Origin of the sequence: Herbaspirillum camelliae (assembly GCF_001929405.1) — a bacterium.
Taxonomy (GTDB): domain Bacteria; phylum Pseudomonadota; class Gammaproteobacteria; order Burkholderiales; family Burkholderiaceae_D; genus Herbaspirillum; species Herbaspirillum seropedicae.
Genome location: NZ_KV880769.1, coordinates 971,099 through 987,826, shown reverse-complemented (window position 1 = coordinate 987,826; position 16,728 = coordinate 971,099). Strand labels below are relative to the sequence as shown.

Annotated in this window: 13 protein-coding genes; 11 read left to right on the top strand and 2 right to left on the bottom strand. The window is 64.3% G+C overall.

Going from position 1 to position 16,728, the window contains the following annotated elements; genetic code table 11:
- Window positions 1-11: 11 nt before the first annotated feature.
- Window positions 12-2,075, top strand: coding sequence for a TonB-dependent receptor (locus tag BGK68_RS04470; RefSeq protein ID WP_075256103.1), 2,064 nt, complete (start codon window positions 12-14; stop codon window positions 2,073-2,075).
- Between the two features lie 122 nt (window positions 2,076-2,197).
- Here BGK68_RS04470 and BGK68_RS04465 read toward each other — a convergent pair whose 3' ends face one another.
- A complete protein-coding gene (locus BGK68_RS04465; protein WP_075256102.1) occupies window positions 2,198-2,731 on the bottom strand; it encodes a carboxymuconolactone decarboxylase family protein in 534 nt (177 codons plus the stop codon).
- A gap of 162 nt (window positions 2,732-2,893) precedes the next feature.
- On the opposite strand from BGK68_RS04465, the gene BGK68_RS04460 reads away from it, so the two are divergent.
- Window positions 2,894-3,865, top strand: coding sequence for an AraC family transcriptional regulator (locus BGK68_RS04460; protein WP_075256101.1), 972 nt, complete (start codon window positions 2,894-2,896; stop codon window positions 3,863-3,865).
- Window positions 3,866-3,888: 23 nt separating this feature from the next.
- Here the strand turns inward: BGK68_RS04460 and BGK68_RS04455 are convergent, their stop codons facing one another.
- Window positions 3,889-4,353 carry an Lrp/AsnC ligand binding domain-containing protein gene (locus BGK68_RS04455; protein ID WP_008334229.1) on the bottom strand — a complete coding sequence of 155 codons (465 nt, stop codon included), beginning with the start codon at window positions 4,351-4,353 and terminating at the stop codon, window positions 3,889-3,891.
- 317 nt (window positions 4,354-4,670) lie between these two features.
- Between BGK68_RS04455 and BGK68_RS04445 the strand changes: the two genes are divergently transcribed.
- From BGK68_RS04445 to hslV, 9 genes are all read left to right on the top strand, one after another.
- Complete coding sequence (locus BGK68_RS04445; RefSeq protein WP_075256100.1) at window positions 4,671-5,807, top strand: branched-chain amino acid ABC transporter substrate-binding protein; 1,137 nt, start codon at window positions 4,671-4,673, stop codon at window positions 5,805-5,807.
- A 230-nt stretch (window positions 5,808-6,037) separates the two neighbouring features.
- The gene (gene lhpH, locus BGK68_RS04440; RefSeq protein ID WP_075256099.1) at window positions 6,038-7,048 is read left to right on the top strand and encodes a trans-3-hydroxy-L-proline dehydratase; all 1,011 of its coding nucleotides are present in this window, start codon (window positions 6,038-6,040) and stop codon (window positions 7,046-7,048) included.
- 22 nt (window positions 7,049-7,070) lie between these two features.
- Complete coding sequence (locus BGK68_RS04435) at window positions 7,071-8,009, top strand: delta(1)-pyrroline-2-carboxylate reductase family protein (RefSeq protein WP_075256098.1); 939 nt, start codon at window positions 7,071-7,073, stop codon at window positions 8,007-8,009.
- Window positions 8,010-8,147: 138 nt separating this feature from the next.
- Window positions 8,148-9,077 (top strand): branched-chain amino acid ABC transporter permease, encoded by a 930-nt coding sequence (locus tag BGK68_RS04430; protein WP_013232225.1) that lies wholly within the window; start codon window positions 8,148-8,150, stop codon window positions 9,075-9,077.
- A 53-nt stretch (window positions 9,078-9,130) separates the two neighbouring features.
- Entirely contained in the window at window positions 9,131-10,345 is a 1,215-nt protein-coding gene (locus BGK68_RS04425) for an ABC transporter permease subunit (protein ID WP_075256097.1), read from the top strand.
- A gap of 15 nt (window positions 10,346-10,360) precedes the next feature.
- On the top strand, window positions 10,361-11,128 hold the full coding sequence (locus BGK68_RS04420) for an ABC transporter ATP-binding protein (RefSeq protein ID WP_013233215.1): 768 nt from the start codon (window positions 10,361-10,363) through the stop codon (window positions 11,126-11,128).
- Between the two features lie 176 nt (window positions 11,129-11,304).
- Entirely contained in the window at window positions 11,305-12,030 is a 726-nt protein-coding gene (locus BGK68_RS04415; RefSeq protein WP_075256096.1) for an ABC transporter ATP-binding protein, read from the top strand.
- A gap of 257 nt (window positions 12,031-12,287) precedes the next feature.
- Window positions 12,288-15,971: a trifunctional transcriptional regulator/proline dehydrogenase/L-glutamate gamma-semialdehyde dehydrogenase gene (putA, locus tag BGK68_RS04410; protein WP_075256095.1), complete on the top strand. Its 3,684-nt coding sequence runs from the start codon at window positions 12,288-12,290 to the stop codon at window positions 15,969-15,971.
- 198 nt (window positions 15,972-16,169) lie between these two features.
- Window positions 16,170-16,706: an ATP-dependent protease subunit HslV gene (hslV, locus tag BGK68_RS04400; protein ID WP_013232230.1), complete on the top strand. Its 537-nt coding sequence runs from the start codon at window positions 16,170-16,172 to the stop codon at window positions 16,704-16,706.
- Window positions 16,707-16,728 lie beyond the last annotated feature (22 nt).

Genomic DNA, 16,728 nt, shown 5'->3' with positions numbered 1-16,728 from the left:
AAGGAATTCACATGGCAATCCAACGCCAACTCATCGCCACTGCGGTCCTCTCCGCACTGGCTACCTGGTCGCTGGCGGTCTCGGCCCAGACCGCTGCGCCCGCTGCACCTATTGACCCTGCTGTTTCGGTCACTCCTGCTGCTCCCGCGGCCGCCCAGCCGGCGCTGCAACCCATCGTCGTTACCGCCACCCCCTTCGGATCGCAGGAAGATGTCCAGGTCCTCACCCCGGCCAAGGTCATTGCCGGCGACGAGCTGCGCAACAAGCTGGGCAACTCGCTGGGCGAGACGCTGTCCTCCGAACTGGGCGTGTCGGCCTCGGCCTTTGGCGCGGTTGCGTCGCGTCCCATCATCCGTGGCATGGAAGGTCCGCGCGTGATGATCCTGCAGAACGGCATGGGTGTCTCTGACGTCTCCACCGTCTCCAATGACCACGCAGTTGCCACCGAAGCGGCGACCGCCCGCCAGATCGAGATCCTGCGCGGTCCGGCGGCGCTGCTCTATGGATCGGGCGCCATCGGCGGCCTGGTCAACGTGGTCAATGACCGTATCCCCACCGAGCTGGTGGGCAAGCCCACCGGTACCGTCGAAGGCCGCTACGGCACGGTCGATGGCGAAAAGAATACTTCCTTCTCGCTGGACACCTCGGCCGGCCAGATCGGCCTGCACCTGGATGGCAACTATCGCGATACCAGCGACTACAAGATCCCCGGCAATGCCCGCCAGGGCGACGGCAGCACGGCCTCGGGTCGCTTGCCCAATTCGTTTACGCATGAATCCAGCGTCGGCCTGGGCGCGTCCTATGTGACCAACTGGGGTTATGTAGGCGTCTCCGCTGCTACGTTGGACGATCACTATGGCATCCCCACCAGCGAACTATCCTTCATCGACCTGCACCAGAATCGCTACGACATCGATACGGTGGTCAACCAGCCCTTCGTCGGCATCGAGAAACTGCGCGTCCGCCTGGGTTACACCGACTACACCCACATCGAAAAGAAGCGCGACGGCACGCCCGATACCGTGTTTTCCAATCGCGCCGTGCAGACTCGCTGGGAGCTGACGCATGCGCCCCTGGCAGGATGGCATGGCACCTTCGGCGTGCAGACCGAGCAGGGTAACTACTCGGCCCTGTCGGCTGCCACCGGCGCAGCAGAGCTGACCCCGCCGACCCGCTCGACCTCGTTTGCCGGCTTCCTCGTGGAAGAGCGTCAGTTCGGCCAGGTGCTGGCTAGTGCTGGCCTGCGCGGCGAGAGCGTGAGCCGCCGTCCGGATGCTGGCAGGCAGGGACGCGACTTCAACCTCCTGTCCTGGTCCACCGGCGCGCTGTGGACCTTCCAGCCCGGCTATGGCCTGGGCCTGACCTACTCGCTGGCGCAGCGTGCGCCGACGGTGGAGGAGCTGTATTCCAATGGTCCACATGAATCGACTTCCACCTTCGACATCGGCAGCAGCCAGCTGAAGAAGGAAACCTCCCACAACATCGAACTGAGCCTGCAGAAGACCGAAGGCCTGGTGCGCTGGAAGGGCAACCTGTTCCGCAACAAGGTCAACAACTACATCTACGGCCGCACCAATGGCCAGGTCGATGACAGCGGCGCGGCCGATCCGAATGGTGAATTCACCCAGCGCTTCTGGTCGCAGGCCGACGCCACCATCCGTGGTGCGGAAGCCGAGGTCAGCTACAACTGGAACGGCGAAGGCATGTCGGGCCGCCTGTTTGCCGATACCTCTCGCGGCACCCTGGACAACCTGGGCAACATCCCCCTGCAGCCAGCCACCCGCTATGGCGTCGAACTGGGCTACAAGACCGGCCCCTGGGCCAGCGGCATGAAGGTGCTGCGGGCGCAGCGGCAGGACCGGCTGGCGTCCTTCGAGACCTATGCCACGCCGTCCTATACCCAGGTCGATGCCAACCTGTCCTACACCCAGAAGCTCAATGGCGTGAAGCTGACCTGGTTCGCGCTGGCGCGCAACCTGTTGAACCAGGACATCCGCCTGTCCACCTCGGTGCTGCGCGAAACCGTGCCGCTGGGCGGGCGCAATTTCATCGTGGGTGTGCGCACCAGTTTCTGACCGGCCCCCCAGTGCTGGAGGGAGCCTGCACCTCGCTCCAGCACGGTTTTGCCCGGCTCCTCCGCAAGGGGGCGCCGGGCTTTTTTTTCGCGCTGCCGCTAGGGCAGGGCGTCATGACGCCATTACGGGGCGGGCGGGAAGTCCAGCACGGTATCGTTGACGCGGTTGAACAGGTTGGTGAAGGTGATGGCCGTCACCGCCAGCAGGATATCGACGATCTGGGTATCGCTGTAGACTGCGCGCACGCGCTCGACCACGGAAGCTGCCACGGTGCCGCTGGTGCCGGCCAGCCCACGTACGAAGTCCGCCAGCACGTCGAGCCTGTCGTCCCCGGAGGGCTGGCCGTGACGCACACCCTGGATCGCCTGGGCGTCCAGCCCGGCCTTCCTGCCCATGAGTGTGTGGGCGGCCAGGCAGTAGTCGCATCCGGCCTGCTGGCTTACGGCCAGCTTGACGGCCTCGATTTCCTTGGCTGACAGGCTGCTCTTGCGCAGGGCGCCATCCAGGTGCAGCGCAGACTCCAGCGCGACCGGGCTGAGCGTGCCAATGCCCGCATAGGCATTGGGGACCATGCCGACGGCCGACTTGATGGCGGCAAACAGTTGGGCGGCCTGGCCGCTGGCTTCGCTGAGAGGGGCAATGGTGAGACGGGACATGGTGTTCTCCTTGAACGGGTGGACGCAGGGCGGTGGGGCGGGATTGCCTTCCTGACCGTGTTGCGCATGGATGTACTGTAGTCCCGGAGAAGGAAACGATGAATGCTCAGAAATGACATAAAATTGCTCAAAAATTCCAATCCTGTCCCGTGAGCCCTGAGCATGGATGCCCTCAGTCACCTGCTGTTCCTGCACCCGGTGCGCGCCGCGCTGGATATACGCTGTCGCTTCGGCCAGCCCTGGCATCTGCAGCATGTCGCCCAGCCGCAGGGGATCGCGCCCTACCATTTCATCCTGGCGGGGCAGGCGCAGCTGCAATGGGGCGATGGCGAGCCGCTGGCGCTGCAGGCCGGCGACCTGGTCGTGCTGGTGCGGGGTGCGGCGCATGGCCTGTTCACCGCCCCGGCGGCGCAGGCTGCGGCGGTGCGGGTGGCCAGCACGACCGCGCCCGTGGCCTTGCATGTCAACGGGCAAGCAGGAGAGGGCGGACCTGCCTTGTCCGATTTCCTCTGTGGGCAATTCACTTTCGATGCACCGCACTCCCACGCCCTGATGCAGGCCTTGCCCGACCTGCTCTGGATACGCGGGGCCGAGCTGCCCGAGGGCCATGGCTTGCGCACCCTGGCTACGCTGTTGCGCGACGAATGCGGCGGCAGTGAGGGTATCGATGGTATCGAGGCCCGGCCCGGCGCCCAGGCCGTGGTGGCCAGTCTGGCGGCGGCGCTATTCGGACTGGCCGTGCGCGCCTGGCTGGCCCAGTCCGGACCCACGCCGGGTTTGCTGGCCCTGCTCGCGCACCCGCTGCTGCACAAGGCCATGCAGGCGATGCTGGAGGCGCCCGCCGAAGACTGGTCACTGCCGCGTCTGGCGGCCTTGTGCCATATGTCGCGGGCGACCTTCATCCGGCGCTTCGCAGAAGTCGGCGCCAGCACGCCCGCCCAGGTGCTGCTGCAATTGCGCATGGCCCAGGCCGCGCGCTTGTTGAGCTACAGCAAACAAGCCACGGCGCAGATCGGCGAAGCTGTGGGATATCAGTCGGAGGCGGCCTTCAATCGGGTCTTCCGCAAATACAGCGGCATGGGGCCGGGGGCATACCGCCGCCAGGCGCGTGCAGCAGGCGAAGAGCGGCAATAGAAGAGAAACGATAGGTGGCGGCGCTAGCGGATCGGCAGGCGGATGGTGTTCTTCACCTCTTCCATCACCGCATAGGTATGGGTCTCGCGCACGCCCTTCAGTTGCAGCAGCGACTTGCCCAGGAATTCACGATAGGCGTTCATGTCCTTGACCCGCGACTTGACCAGGTAATCGAAGCCGCCGGCCACCATGTGGCATTCCATGATCTCGGGAATGCTCTGCACGCTCTTCTTGAATTCGGCGAAGACGTCCGGCGTGGTGCGGTCCAGCACCACTTCGATGAAGACCAGCAGCGATACGTCCAGCAGTTCGGGATTGAGTTGCGCCGCATAGCCCAGGATGTAGCCGGCCTCCTGAAGCTTGCGCACCCGTTCCAGGCAGGCTGCCGGCGACAGGTTCACCCGTGCGGCCAGATCGACGTTGCTGATGCGGCCATCGTTTTGCAGCTCCGCCAGAATTTTCTTGCTGATTTTGTCGAGTCCGGCCATGGTTTCTGAACTTTATTCAGTGAAAAAAATATTTAGAGAATTTTATTCTGATTATAAAGGCAATAAACGCGCCTAATATCAAGGAAGAGTCAATAGAATCCTCCCTCATAAAAAACATAACGTAATGCGGGCAGCGGGCTCAATCGAGCGCCGCTGCACGGATGACAGCAGTAACACCGGCTATTCTGTTGGCTAATGTTGTTTTGCCATGCCCTGCCTCTCACAAGGAATGCAGGGTGGCGCAAATCCTGCTTTTCAGCGTTTTCAATGCAATCACCCAACCGCAGTCTGACTTTCTAGAAGAGAGGAAACACCCCATGTTCAAGCGCGTCTCCGGACTCAACATCATCGCCGCCTCGCTGGCCCTGATCCCCGCCTTCGCCATGGCGCAGGAGACCCAGGTCGTCAAGATCGGTTTCTCCAGCCCGCTGACCGGCCCCCAGGCCTCGGCCGGCAAGGATAACCAGGGCGGCCTGATGATGGCCATCGAGCGTCTGAATGCGCAACCCATTACCGTGGGCGGCAAGAAGATCAAGTTCGACGTCATCGCCGAAGACGACCAGGCCGATCCGAAGTCGGGCGTGGGCGTGGCCCAGAAGCTGGCGGACCAGGGCGTCAAGGCCATCGTCGGCCCCTACAACTCGGGCGTGACCATCCCCGCTTCGCGCGTCTACAACGATGCCGGCATCGTGGTAGCCACCGTGGCCTCCAACCCCAAGATCACCCAGCAGGGCTTCGCCACCCTGTTCCGCGTGGCCGCCAGCGACAGCCAACTGGGCGGCAAGATGGCCCTGTACGCCGCCAAGGAACTGAAGTTCAAGCGCGTGGCCGTGATCGATGACCGCACCGCCTACGGCCAGGGCCTGGCGCAGGAATTCATCAAGGTCGCCAAGGCCAACGGCATCGACGTGGTCAGCACCGACTTCACCAACGACAAGGCCACCGACTTCACCGCCATCCTGACCTCGATCAAGGGCAAGAAGCCCGACGCCGTGTTCCTGGGCGGCTACGCTCCGCAAGGCGGCCCGATCAAGCGCCAGATGAAGCAGCTGGGCGTGGATGTGCCGCTCATGGGCGGCGACGGCATCTGCTCGCCGGAAATGGGCCGCCTCGGTGGCGACGCCATCGGCGAATCGGTCTACTGCACCCAGGGCGGCACCATGCTGGACAAGGCCAAGGAAGGCAAGGTCTTCGCCGACGAATACCAGAAGAAATACAACCGTCCCGCCGAGACCTATGCCGTCTCCTTCTACGACGGCATGATGCTCATCGCCCAGGCCATGAAGCAGGCCAACTCGGTCGACCCCAAGCAGTTCGGCCCGGCCCTGGCCAAGATCAGCTACAAGGGCGTGGCCGGCCAGTATGACTTCGACGCCAACCACGACCTGAAGCAATCGCCCGTCACCGTCTATCGCTTCAAGGATGGCCTGCCGGTGCCGCTGACCAGCTACTGATCGCTGCTCGCGCCTGCGCATCGGGCCTGAAGCGCACGCTTGCCGCCAACCGGCGGGTGTGCGCTGGCCTCCCCACCTCGTTTCACGATCGCTTTGCAAGCCCTTCCCTGCGGCCTGGCCGCAGGGGAGCGGCTGGCTGCAACTTTCGCGCGCGCTGCGTGGCCGTGGTGTACCCTGTGTTTCCCGCTTTGCCGGCCCGCGCTGTACCGTGCCGTACCGTAAGGAAGTCCATGCTCAGCTATACCCGCACCGTCCAGACCATCGATGCCCACACCGGCGGCGAACCGCTGCGCATCGTGGTGTCGGGCCTGCCCAAGATCCCGCCCGGCACCATCCTCGAGCAGCGCGCCTGGCTGCGCGCACATCGCGACGACCTGCGCTGCTTCCTCATGAACGAACCGCGCGGCCATGCCGACATGTATGGCGCCTACCTGTTGCCGCCGGTCACGGCAGGCGCCGATTTCGGCGTCATCTTCATCCACAACGAAGGCTACAGCGACATGTGCGGCCACGGCATCATCGCCCTGGGCAAGGTGCTGGTGGAGATGGGCTATGTCGAGCGCACCTCGCCGCAGACGCGCATCTGCTTCGACGCTCCGGCCGGCTTCATCGAGGCCTTCGTCGAGTGGGATGGCGAGCGCGCCGGCAAGGTCAGCTTCAACAATGTGCCGGCCTTCATCTATCGCCGCGACGTCGAAGTCGATACGCCCGGGTTTGGCAAGATCACCGGCGACATCGTCTTTGGCGGCGCCTTCTACTACTACATCAACGCCACCCAGGCCGGCCTGACCGTCAAGCCCGAACTGGTGCGCCAGCTGATCCAGCTGGGGGCCGAAACCAAGGCCGCCGTCATGGCCAAGGTCGCCATCGCCCATCCGCTGGAGCCGGGCCTGAACACGCTGTACGGCACCATCATCGACAGCGAACCCAATTTCCCCGGCGCCGACCAGTCCAATGTCTGCATCTTCGCCGACCGCGAAGTGGACCGCTCACCCACCGGCACCGGCACCTCGGGCCGCGCCGCCCAGCTGTTCCTGCGCGGCCAGCTGGCGCTGAACCAGCCCTACGTCAATGGCAGCATCGTCGGCAGCAACTTCGGCGTGCGCGTGACCGCCGCCACCCAGGTCGGCCCCTTCGAGGGCGCGCTCACCGAGGTCAGCGGTTACGCTCACATCATGAGCACCAACCAGTGGGTGCTGGAACAATCCGATCCTTTCCCGACCGGTTTCTTCCTGCGCTGACCGCTGACCTAAAGGACCACGCATGCATATCCTCGATCCCCGCCAGACCGCCCAGGCCCTGCCTTACGCCGCCCTTGTCGATGCGCTGGCGCGCGCCACGCAGGAACTGGCCGATGGCCGCATCCGCGCCCCCGAGCGCCAGGTGCTTCCCATCGATGCCGCCAGCGTGCTGCTGGGCATGCCCGCCATTGCCGATGACCTGTCCGTGACCAAGCTCATCACGGTGCATGCCGATAACGCGCGCCACCAGCTGCCCGCCATCCAGGGCGAGGTGATTGCCTTCGAGACGCAGACCGGTCGCCGCCTGGCCCTGATGGATGGCCCCACCGTCACCGCTCGCCGCACTGCCGCCATGAGCATGCTGGGCATTCGCACGCTGTTGCCGCGCAAGCCGCAATCGGCGCTGCTGATCGGCACCGGTGTGCAGTCAGCCGCGCATGCCGATGCGCTGGTGGAGTTCTTCGGCGTGCACCAGTTCTGGATCGCCGCACGCGATCTTCCTCGCACCCAGGCCTTCTGCCGCGCCTTGAGCGAACGCCATCCGCAGGCCGTGGCCAGTCCGCTGCCGGCGCAGATGCTGCAACAGGATCTGCCGCATACCGATGTGGTGATTGCTCTGACCACCTCGCGCAGCGCCGTCATCCCCGAAAAAATCGCGGCCGATACGCTGGCCATCGGCGTGGGCGCCTTCAAGCCGGACATGGTGGAATTTCCCGCCAGCCTGCTGCATGCGCGCCGCATCGTGGTCGATAACCTCGCCGGTGCGCACCATGAAGCAGGGGACCTGATCCAGGCTGGCGTGGACTGGTCCAGCGTGGTGGCCATCGCCGATGTGGTAGCCGGCCGCCCGCCCGCGGCCACCCTGGCCAGCGGCGCTGCGCTGCCGGTCTTCAAGACCGTCGGCCAGGCCGCCTGGGACCTGGCCGCTGCCCGCGTGATGCGAGCGACGCTGGGCCTGTAATACCAAGCCGGATGCGCGAGAGATCGCGCTCTTTTTTTATCCGCCGGTTTTCTTCTTTCTGCTCTTCTTGCTTTTGTTTTTTGCTTTTTGCTTTTTGCTTTTTCTTATAAATCACCGTCCCACAGGAGACACCGCTTCATGGACATTTTCATCCAGCAGATCATCAACGGATTGGTGCTAGGCAGCATGTACGCACTGATCGCCCTGGGCTACACCATGGTGTATGGGGTGCTGAACCTGATCAACTTCGCCCACGGCGACATCCTGATGGTGGGTGCGATGGTCGGCCTGTCGCTGCTCAAAGTGGTGCAGCAGGTGGCGCCTGGCCTGCCGGGCATCGTGCAACTGGTCATCGCCATCGTCGGCGCCATTCCGGTGTGCATCGTGGTGAGCCTGCTCATCGAACGCATCGCCTACCGGCCCCTGCGCAATGCCCCGCGCCTGGCCCCGCTGATCACGGCCATCGGCGTGTCCATCCTGTTGCAGACCTTGGCCATGATGATCTGGGGCCGCAGCCCCTTGCCGTTCCCGCAGGTCATGCCGTCGGACCCGGTGCATATCGCCGGCGCCCTCATTTCGCCCACGCAGATCATGCTGCTGGCGCTGGCCGTGCTGGCCATGGTGGGCCTGGTGCTGATCGTGGAAAAGACCAAGATGGGCCGCGCCATGCGCGCCACCGCCGAGAACCCACGCATCGCCGGCTTGATGGGCGTGGACGCCAACAAGGTCATCGTCGTCACCTTCGCCATCGGCGCGGGCCTGGCGGCCATTGCCGGGGTCATGTGGGCGGCCAACTATTCCACCGCGCAATTCGCCATGGGCTTCGTACCGGGCCTGAAGGCCTTCTCAGCCGCCGTGCTGGGCGGCATCGGCAACATCTACGGCGCCATGCTGGGCGGCATCCTGCTGGGCCTGATCGAAAGCCTGGGCGCGGGTTATATCGGTGACCTCACCGGCAACTTCCTGGGCAGCAACTACCAGGACATCTTTGCCTTCATCGTGCTCATCATCGTGCTGACCCTGCGCCCCTCCGGGATCATGGGCGAGCGCGTCGCTGACCGCGCCTGAGCCCCTTACTCCTTTAGTCATCCACACCTTTACAGAACCAGAAGAGAAGACCTATGGCTCTCCTAACTTTCGACATGAAGCGCAATCCGCAGCAAGCCCGCACCAGCCTCTTGCTGCTGCTGGCCCTGATGATCGTGTTTCCCTTCGTGGCCCAGCAGTTCGGCAATTCCTGGGTGCGCATCATGGACGTGGCGCTGCTCTACATCATGCTGGCCCTGGGCCTGAACGTGGTGGTGGGCTTTGCTGGCCTGTTGGACCTGGGCTACATCGCCTTCTACGCCATCGGCGCGTATACCGCAGGCTTGCTGGCTTCGCCGCAGTTTGCGGCGGTCATCGAATCCTTCGTCAACACCTATCCCAGCGTCGGCAACTTCCTGGTGTGGCTGTGCGGCCCGGAGATCGTGCAGAACGGCATCCACCTCTCGCTGTGGCTGATCGTGCCGATCTCGGCCTTGCTGGCTGCGCTCTTCGGTGCGCTGCTGGGCGCCCCGACCCTGAAGCTGCGCGGCGACTACCTGGCCATCGTGACGCTGGGCTTTGGCGAGATCATCCGCATCTTCATGAACAACCTCAACGCCCCGGTCAACATCACCAACGGGCCGCAGGGCATCAACCTGATCGATCCGATCAAGGTGTTCGGCGTCTCGCTGGCCGGTGAGCCCGGCTCGGGCTCGATGGTCCAGGTCTTCGGCATGAGCATGCCCTCGGTCAACGCCTATTACTTCCTGTTCCTGCTGTTGTGCATCGGCGTGATCTTCTTCTCGGTGCGGCTGCAGGATTCGCGTCTGGGCCGCGCCTGGGTCGCCATTCGCGAAGACGAGATCGCCGCCAAGGCGATGGGCATCAACACCCGCAACGTCAAGCTGCTGGCCTTCGCCATGGGCGCGTCCTTTGGCGGCGTGGCCGGGGCCATGTTCGGCGCCTTCCAGGGCTTCGTCTCGCCGGAATCGTTCTCGCTGACCGAATCCATCGCCGTGCTGGCCATGGTGGTGCTGGGCGGCATCGGCCACATTCCTGGCGTGGTGCTGGGCGGCGTGATCCTGGCGGCGCTGCCGGAAGTGCTGCGTCACGTGGTGGAGCCGGTGCAGATGGCCCTCTTCGGGAAGGTCTGGATCGATGCCGAAGTGCTGCGCCAGCTGCTCTACGGCCTGGCCATGGTGGTGATCATGCTGACCCGCCCGGCCGGCCTGTGGCCCTCGCCGCGCCATGAAGACCGCCCCGAAGCGGACCATACCCAAGTCGGCACGACCGGCGAAGTCAAAGCCTAAGCAGGAGAGAACAAGATGAGCCAGACACTGCTCAAGATCCGCGACGTCAGCAAGCGCTTCGGCGGCCTGCAAGCCTTGAACGGCGTGGGCATCACCATCGAACGCGGCCAGATCTATGGCCTGATCGGCCCCAATGGCGCGGGCAAGACCACCTTCTTCAACGTCATCACTGGCCTGTATCAACCCGACACCGGCACCTTCGAACTGGACGGCAAGCCCTATTCGCCCAGCGCCCCGCATGAAGTGGCCAAGGCCGGCATTGCCCGCACCTTCCAGAACATCCGCCTGTTCGGCGAGATGACCGTGCTGGAAAACGTGATGGTGGGCTGCCATGTGCGCACCAAGCAGAACGTCTTCGGTGCGGTGTTCCGCCACAAGGCCGCCCGTGAAGAGGAAGCGGCCATCCGCGAGAAGTCGCAGAAGCTGCTGGACTTCGTGGGCATCGGCCAGTTCGCCAAGCGCACGGCGCGGCACTTGTCGTATGGCGACCAGCGCCGCCTGGAGATCGCCCGCGCCTTGGCGACCGATCCGCAACTGCTGGCGCTGGACGAACCGGCCGCCGGCATGAACGCCACCGAGAAGCTGGGCCTGCGCGAGCTGCTGGTGAAGATCCAGGCCGAGGGCAAGACCATCCTGCTCATCGAGCACGACGTCAAGCTGATGATGGGCCTGTGCAACCGCATCACGGTGCTGGACTACGGCAAGCCGATTGCCGAAGGCGTGCCGGCCGATGTGCAGAAGAATCCGGCGGTGATTGAGGCCTATTTGGGTGCGGGACATTAAGTGAGGGCGGCTTCGATGTTGTTTGCACCGCTACGCACCGTTCGGACTGAGTAGCGGCTTTGCCGCGTATCGAAGATGCTCCTGCGGGCCTTCGATACGCGGCTGCGCCGCTACTCAGGACGAACGGTAGTGGATTGATTTCAGTACAGCCTCCAAGCAGTGAGAGAGCATAGAACATGACAACGAACATTCTTAAAGTCCAACAACTGAGCGTGGCCTATGGCGGCATCCAGGCCGTCAAGGGGATTGACCTGGAGGTCAACGAAGGCGAACTGGTCACGCTGATCGGCGCCAACGGCGCGGGCAAGACCACCACCCTCAAGGCCATCACCGGTACGCTGCCGGCCAGCCGCGTCGAGGGGCATATCGAGTACCTGGGCCAGGCGCTCAAGGGCAAGAAGTCCTTCGAGCTGGTCAAGGACAAGCTGGCGATGGTGCCGGAAGGGCGGGGCGTCTTCACGCGCATGAGCATCCAGGAAAACCTGTTGATGGGCGCCTACACCAGCGACGACAAGGGCCAGATCGCGGCCGATATCGACAAGTGGTTCGCGGTCTTCCCGCGCCTGAAGGAGCGCGCGGCGCAGATGGCGGGCACGCTCTCGGGCGGCGAGCAGCAGATGTTGGCGATGGCGCGGGCGTTGATGAGTCATCCCAAGCTGCTGTTGCTGGATGAACCGTCGATGGGCTTGTCGCCGATCATGGTGGAGAAGATCTTCGAGGTGATCCGCAATGTGTCGGCGCAGGGCATCACCATCCTGCTGGTGGAGCAGAACGCCAAGCTGGCGCTGGAGGCGGCGCATCGCGGTTACGTGATGGAGTCGGGCCTGATCACCATGCAGGGGCAGGCGCAGCAGATGCTGGATGATCCGCGGGTGAAGGCGGCTTATCTCGGTGAAGGCTGAGTTGTATCGCAGCCCGGGCCGCACAACGCCGCAACCGCAAGGTCTGCGGCGTTTTTTTCGACGGCGCTGCACTGCCCGCCCAGGCGCGCCGGGACTGGATGAGCTGGCCGCATCGTGTCCTTGTGGAAAATATAAAATGTTATAAATTAATATTGCCGAATTTAATATTGGTTATATAGATGAAATACAGAATTAATATTGGTTGTTAGCACATAGAATCCGCTTGCCCAAATCCACCCATTTTCCTGCTCCAGACCATGACCCACGTCGCTTCTGCCGCTGTCGCGGCCCCCTTCGGCGGTTTCCAGGCCGAACTGCTGCCCACCCCCAGCCCTCTGCGCGCCGCCATCACCGCCGCCTATCGCCGCGATGAGCGCGAGGCCGTGCAATGGCTGCTGCAGCAGGTGCAGGGCGAACAGCCCTGGAAGGACGCCACCCAGCAACTGGCCAGGAAGCTGGTGCAGCAGGTGCGCGAGAAGCGTACCCGTTCTTCCGGCGTGGATGCGCTGATGCATGAATTCTCGCTGTCCTCGGAAGAGGGCGTGGCGCTGATGTGCCTGGCCGAAGCGCTTCTGCGCATCCCCGACCGCCAGACCGCCGACCGTCTGATCGCCGACAAGATCAGCAAGGGCGACTGGCGCAAGCACCTCGGCGAATCGCCGTCGCTGTTCGTCAATGCCGCTACCTGGGGCCTGCTGATCACCGGCAAGCTGGTCTCCACCAGCAGCGAGAGCGGCCTCACGCAAGCCATCACGCGCTTGATCGGCAAGGGCGGCGAGCCACTCATCCGCAAGGGCGTGGACCTGGCCATGCGCATGCTGGGCAACCAGTTCGTGACCGGCCAGACCATTGAAGAAGCGCTGGAAAACAGCCGCGAGAACGAAAAGCGCGGCTATCGCTATTCCTATGACATGCTGGGCGAAGCGGCCCTGACCATGCACGACGCCGATGCCTATTACCAGTCCTACGAGACCGCCATCCACGCCATCGGCCGCGCCTCCAATGGACGCGGCATCAAGGATGGCCCCGGCATTTCGGTCAAGCTCTCGGCCCTGCATCCGCGCTATTCGCGCGCCCAGCATGCACGCGTGATGAGCGAACTGCTGCCGCGCCTGAAGCAGTTGCTGCTGCTGGCCAAGCAATACGATATCGGCCTGAACATCGATGCCGAAGAAGCGGACCGCCTGGAGCTGTCGCTGGACATGATGGAAGTGCTGGTGGCCGATCCCGACCTGGCCGGCTTCGAAGGCCTGGGCTTCGTGGTGCAGGGCTACCAGAAGCGCTGCCCCTTCGTCATCGATTACCTGGTCGATCTGGCGCGCCGCAACGGCCGCCGCCTGATGATCCGCCTGGTCAAGGGCGCCTACTGGGACAGCGAAATCAAGCGCGCCCAGGTCGATGGCCTGGAAGGCTATCCGGTCTATACCCGCAAGGTCCATACCGACCTGTCCTACCTGACCTGCGCGCAGAAGCTGCTGGCCGCCACCGATGTGATCTATCCACAGTTCGCCACGCACAATGCGCATACGCTGGCGGCCATCTATCACTGGGCCCGACAGCACCAGATCGACAACTACGAATTCCAGTGCCTGCACGGCATGGGCGAGACGCTCTACGACCAGGTGGTCGGCCCTGACAATCTGGGCAAGGCCTGCCGCGTCTATGCCCCGGTCGGTTCGCACCAGACCCTGCTGGCCTACCTGGTGCGCCGCCTGCTGGAAAATGGCGCGAACTCTTCCTTCGTCAACCAGATCGTCGATGAGGCCGTGCCGCTGGATCGCCTGGTGGCCGACCCTGTCGAGACCGTGCGCGCCCAGGGTGGCCTGCCGCATCCGGCCATCGCCGTGCCGCATCGCCTCTATGGCGAGGAGCGCAAGAATTCGGCCGGCATCGATCTCTCCAACGAAGATCGCCTGCAGCAATTGGGGCAACTGTTCATCTCCATGGCGGATCGCCAATGGCAGGCCGCACCGCTGCTGGCCGCTGACACTGCAGCGCGGCCTGCACAACTTGTACGCAATCCCGCCGACCATCGCGAAGTCGTGGGGCAGGTGAGCGAAGCCACCGTGGCCGATGTCGATACGGCGCTGCGCGCTGCCACCGAGTACGCGCCGCAATGGCAATCCACCCCCGCCGCCGAGCGCGCCGCCATGCTGGAGCGCGCCGCCGACCTGCTGGAAGCGCATATCGCCGAACTGATGGCGCTGGCCGTGCGCGAAGCCGGCAAGTCGCTGCCCAATGCAATTGCCGAAGTGCGCGAGGCGGTCGATTTCCTGCGCTACTACGCCATCGCCTCGCGCCACGATGGCAACGTGCTGGCCTGGGGGCCGGTGGTGTGCATCAGCCCGTGGAATTTCCCGCTGGCCATCTTCATCGGCGAAGTCAGTGCTGCCCTGGCCGCCGGCAACGTGGTGCTGGCCAAGCCGGCCGAGCAGACCGCACTGATCGCCCATCGCGCCGTGCAATTGCTGCATGAGGCCGGCGTGCCGCGCGCGGCCCTGCAATTGCTGCCGGGCCGTGGCGAGACCGTCGGCGCGGCGCTGACTTCGGATGTGCGCGTCAAGGGCGTGATCTTCACCGGCTCCACCGAAGTGGCGCAACTGATCAACCGCACCCTGGCGCAGCGCCAGCATGACGATGGCGATGGCAGCGGCGAGCACGGCGAGGTGCCGTTGATCGCCGAGACCGGCGGCCAGAATGCACTGATCGTGGATTCTTCGGCGCTGGCCGAACAGGTGGTGCAGGACGTGCTGTCCTCGGCCTTCGACAGCGCCGGACAACGGTGCTCGGCGCTGCGCATCCTGTGCCTGCAGGAAGATATCGCCGACCGCACCCTGGCGATGTTGAAAGGCGCGATGGCCGAGTTGCGCGTGGGTCGTCCTGATCGCCTCTCCATCGACATCGGCCCGGTCATCGATGCCGAGGCTCGGCAGAACCTGCTGGACCACATCGAGCGCATGCGCACCAGCGCCCGCGCGGTGCACCAGCTGCCGCTGGGCGAAGAATGCCAGCACGGCACCTTTGTAGCGCCGACGGTCATCGAGATCGACGACCTGGCGCAACTGCAGCGCGAAGTCTTCGGCCCGGTGCTGCATGTGCTGCGCTATCGCCGCGATGCCTTGCCGCAGTTGATCGACGCCATCAACGCCACCGGCTATGGCCTCACCCTGGGCGTGCATTCGCGCATCGATGAGACCATCGAGTTCGTGGCCCAGCGTGCGCACGTGGGCAACATCTACGTCAATCGCAATATCGTCGGCGCCGTGGTGGGCGTGCAGCCCTTCGGCGGCGAAGGCAAGTCCGGCACCGGTCCCAAGGCCGGCGGCCCGCTCTATCTGAAGCGTCTGCAACGCCATGCGCAACTGCATGAAGAGCTGACCCGCGCACAACCCGCCGACGTGCCCAATGCCTTGCTGGACAGCCTGCTGGACTGGGCCCGCACGCACGGCCATGAGCGCCTGGCCGCCAACGGCCAGCGTTATCATCGTGACAGCCTGCTGCAACGCAGCCTGGTGCTGCCCGGTCCTACCGGTGAACGCAATACCCTGGGCTTCGCGCCACGCGGCCTGGTGCTGTGCGCCGCCGGCAGCGTGGGCACGCTGTTGAACCAGCTGGCGGCGGCCTTTGCCACCGGTAACACCGTGCTGGTCGATGAGCGTAGCGCGGCCTTCTTGCCGTCAGGCTTGCCTGCGCCGGTGCGTGCCGCCATCCGTCGCGCCAGCCAGCTCGATGCCGAGCCGCTGCAGGCGGCGTTGGTGGACAGCCACCAGGCCGCCGACTGGCGCGCACGGCTGGCCGCCCGCGAAGGGGCGCTGGTGCCGCTGATCCTGTGCGGTGAAGACACGACCATTCCGCTGTGGCGTCTGCTGGCCGAGCGTGCGTTGTGCGTCAACACCACGGCAGCGGGCGGCAATGCCAGCCTGATGACGATTTCCGTCTAAGCTTTCCCGTCCCCTGCAACAGGCGCCCGGACCTCGTGTCCCGGCGCCTGTTTTTCTTGCAGGCGTACAATATCGGCCTCAATGAGCGGCGGCCCGATGGCATGACTTGCAATCCGGCCAGCCAGCCCCATCTCGACAGGAACGCGGATCCGGCACGTCCCTCCGCTGCTCCCAGGCACATATTGAACAGAGGCAAGCATGGAACAATTTCACGGCACCACCATCCTTTCCGTCCGTCGCGGCAATCAGGTCGCACTGGGCGGCGACGGCCAGGTGACGCTTGGCAACATCGTCATGAAGGGCAGTGCGCGCAAGGTGCGCAAGCTCTACCACGGCAAGGTGCTGGTCGGTTTCGCCGGCGGCACGGCGGACGCCTTCACCCTGTTGGAACTGTTCGAGGCCAAGCTGGAAAAGCACCAGGGCAATCTCATGCGCGCCTCGGTGGAACTGGCCAAGGACTGGCGCACCGACCGCATGCTGCGTCGCCTGGAGGCCATGCTGCTGTGCGCCGACAAGGAAACTACGCTGGTCATCACTGGCAATGGCGATGTGCTCGAACCCAATGACGGCATCGGCGCCATCGGTTCCGGCGGCAGCTATGCGCAATCGGCGGCCAAGGCGCTCTACGAGAATACCGAACTGTCACCGGCCGAGATCGTCAAGAAATCACTGACCATCGCCGGCGAGCTGTGCATCTATACCAACCTGAACCACATCATCGAGACGCTGGAATAAGCCACGCGGCGCGGGTTTTGCA

Coding starts and splice junctions, on each gene's coding strand:
- putA (WP_075256095.1), top strand. CDS start 12,288: ATGACCCACGTCGCTTCTGCCGCTGTCGCGGCCCCCTTCGGCGGTTTC.
- BGK68_RS04455 (WP_008334229.1), bottom strand. CDS start 4,353: ATGGCCGGACTCGACAAAATCAGCAAGAAAATTCTGGCGGAGCTGCAA.
- BGK68_RS04445 (WP_075256100.1), top strand. CDS start 4,671: ATGTTCAAGCGCGTCTCCGGACTCAACATCATCGCCGCCTCGCTGGCC.
- BGK68_RS04435 (WP_075256098.1), top strand. CDS start 7,071: ATGCATATCCTCGATCCCCGCCAGACCGCCCAGGCCCTGCCTTACGCC.
- BGK68_RS04465 (WP_075256102.1), bottom strand. CDS start 2,731: ATGTCCCGTCTCACCATTGCCCCTCTCAGCGAAGCCAGCGGCCAGGCC.
- BGK68_RS04415 (WP_075256096.1), top strand. CDS start 11,305: ATGACAACGAACATTCTTAAAGTCCAACAACTGAGCGTGGCCTATGGC.
- lhpH (WP_075256099.1), top strand. CDS start 6,038: ATGCTCAGCTATACCCGCACCGTCCAGACCATCGATGCCCACACCGGC.
- hslV (WP_013232230.1), top strand. CDS start 16,170: ATGGAACAATTTCACGGCACCACCATCCTTTCCGTCCGTCGCGGCAAT.
- BGK68_RS04470 (WP_075256103.1), top strand. CDS start 12: ATGGCAATCCAACGCCAACTCATCGCCACTGCGGTCCTCTCCGCACTG.
- BGK68_RS04425 (WP_075256097.1), top strand. CDS start 9,131: ATGGCTCTCCTAACTTTCGACATGAAGCGCAATCCGCAGCAAGCCCGC.
- BGK68_RS04430 (WP_013232225.1), top strand. CDS start 8,148: ATGGACATTTTCATCCAGCAGATCATCAACGGATTGGTGCTAGGCAGC.
- BGK68_RS04460 (WP_075256101.1), top strand. CDS start 2,894: ATGGATGCCCTCAGTCACCTGCTGTTCCTGCACCCGGTGCGCGCCGCG.
- BGK68_RS04420 (WP_013233215.1), top strand. CDS start 10,361: ATGAGCCAGACACTGCTCAAGATCCGCGACGTCAGCAAGCGCTTCGGC.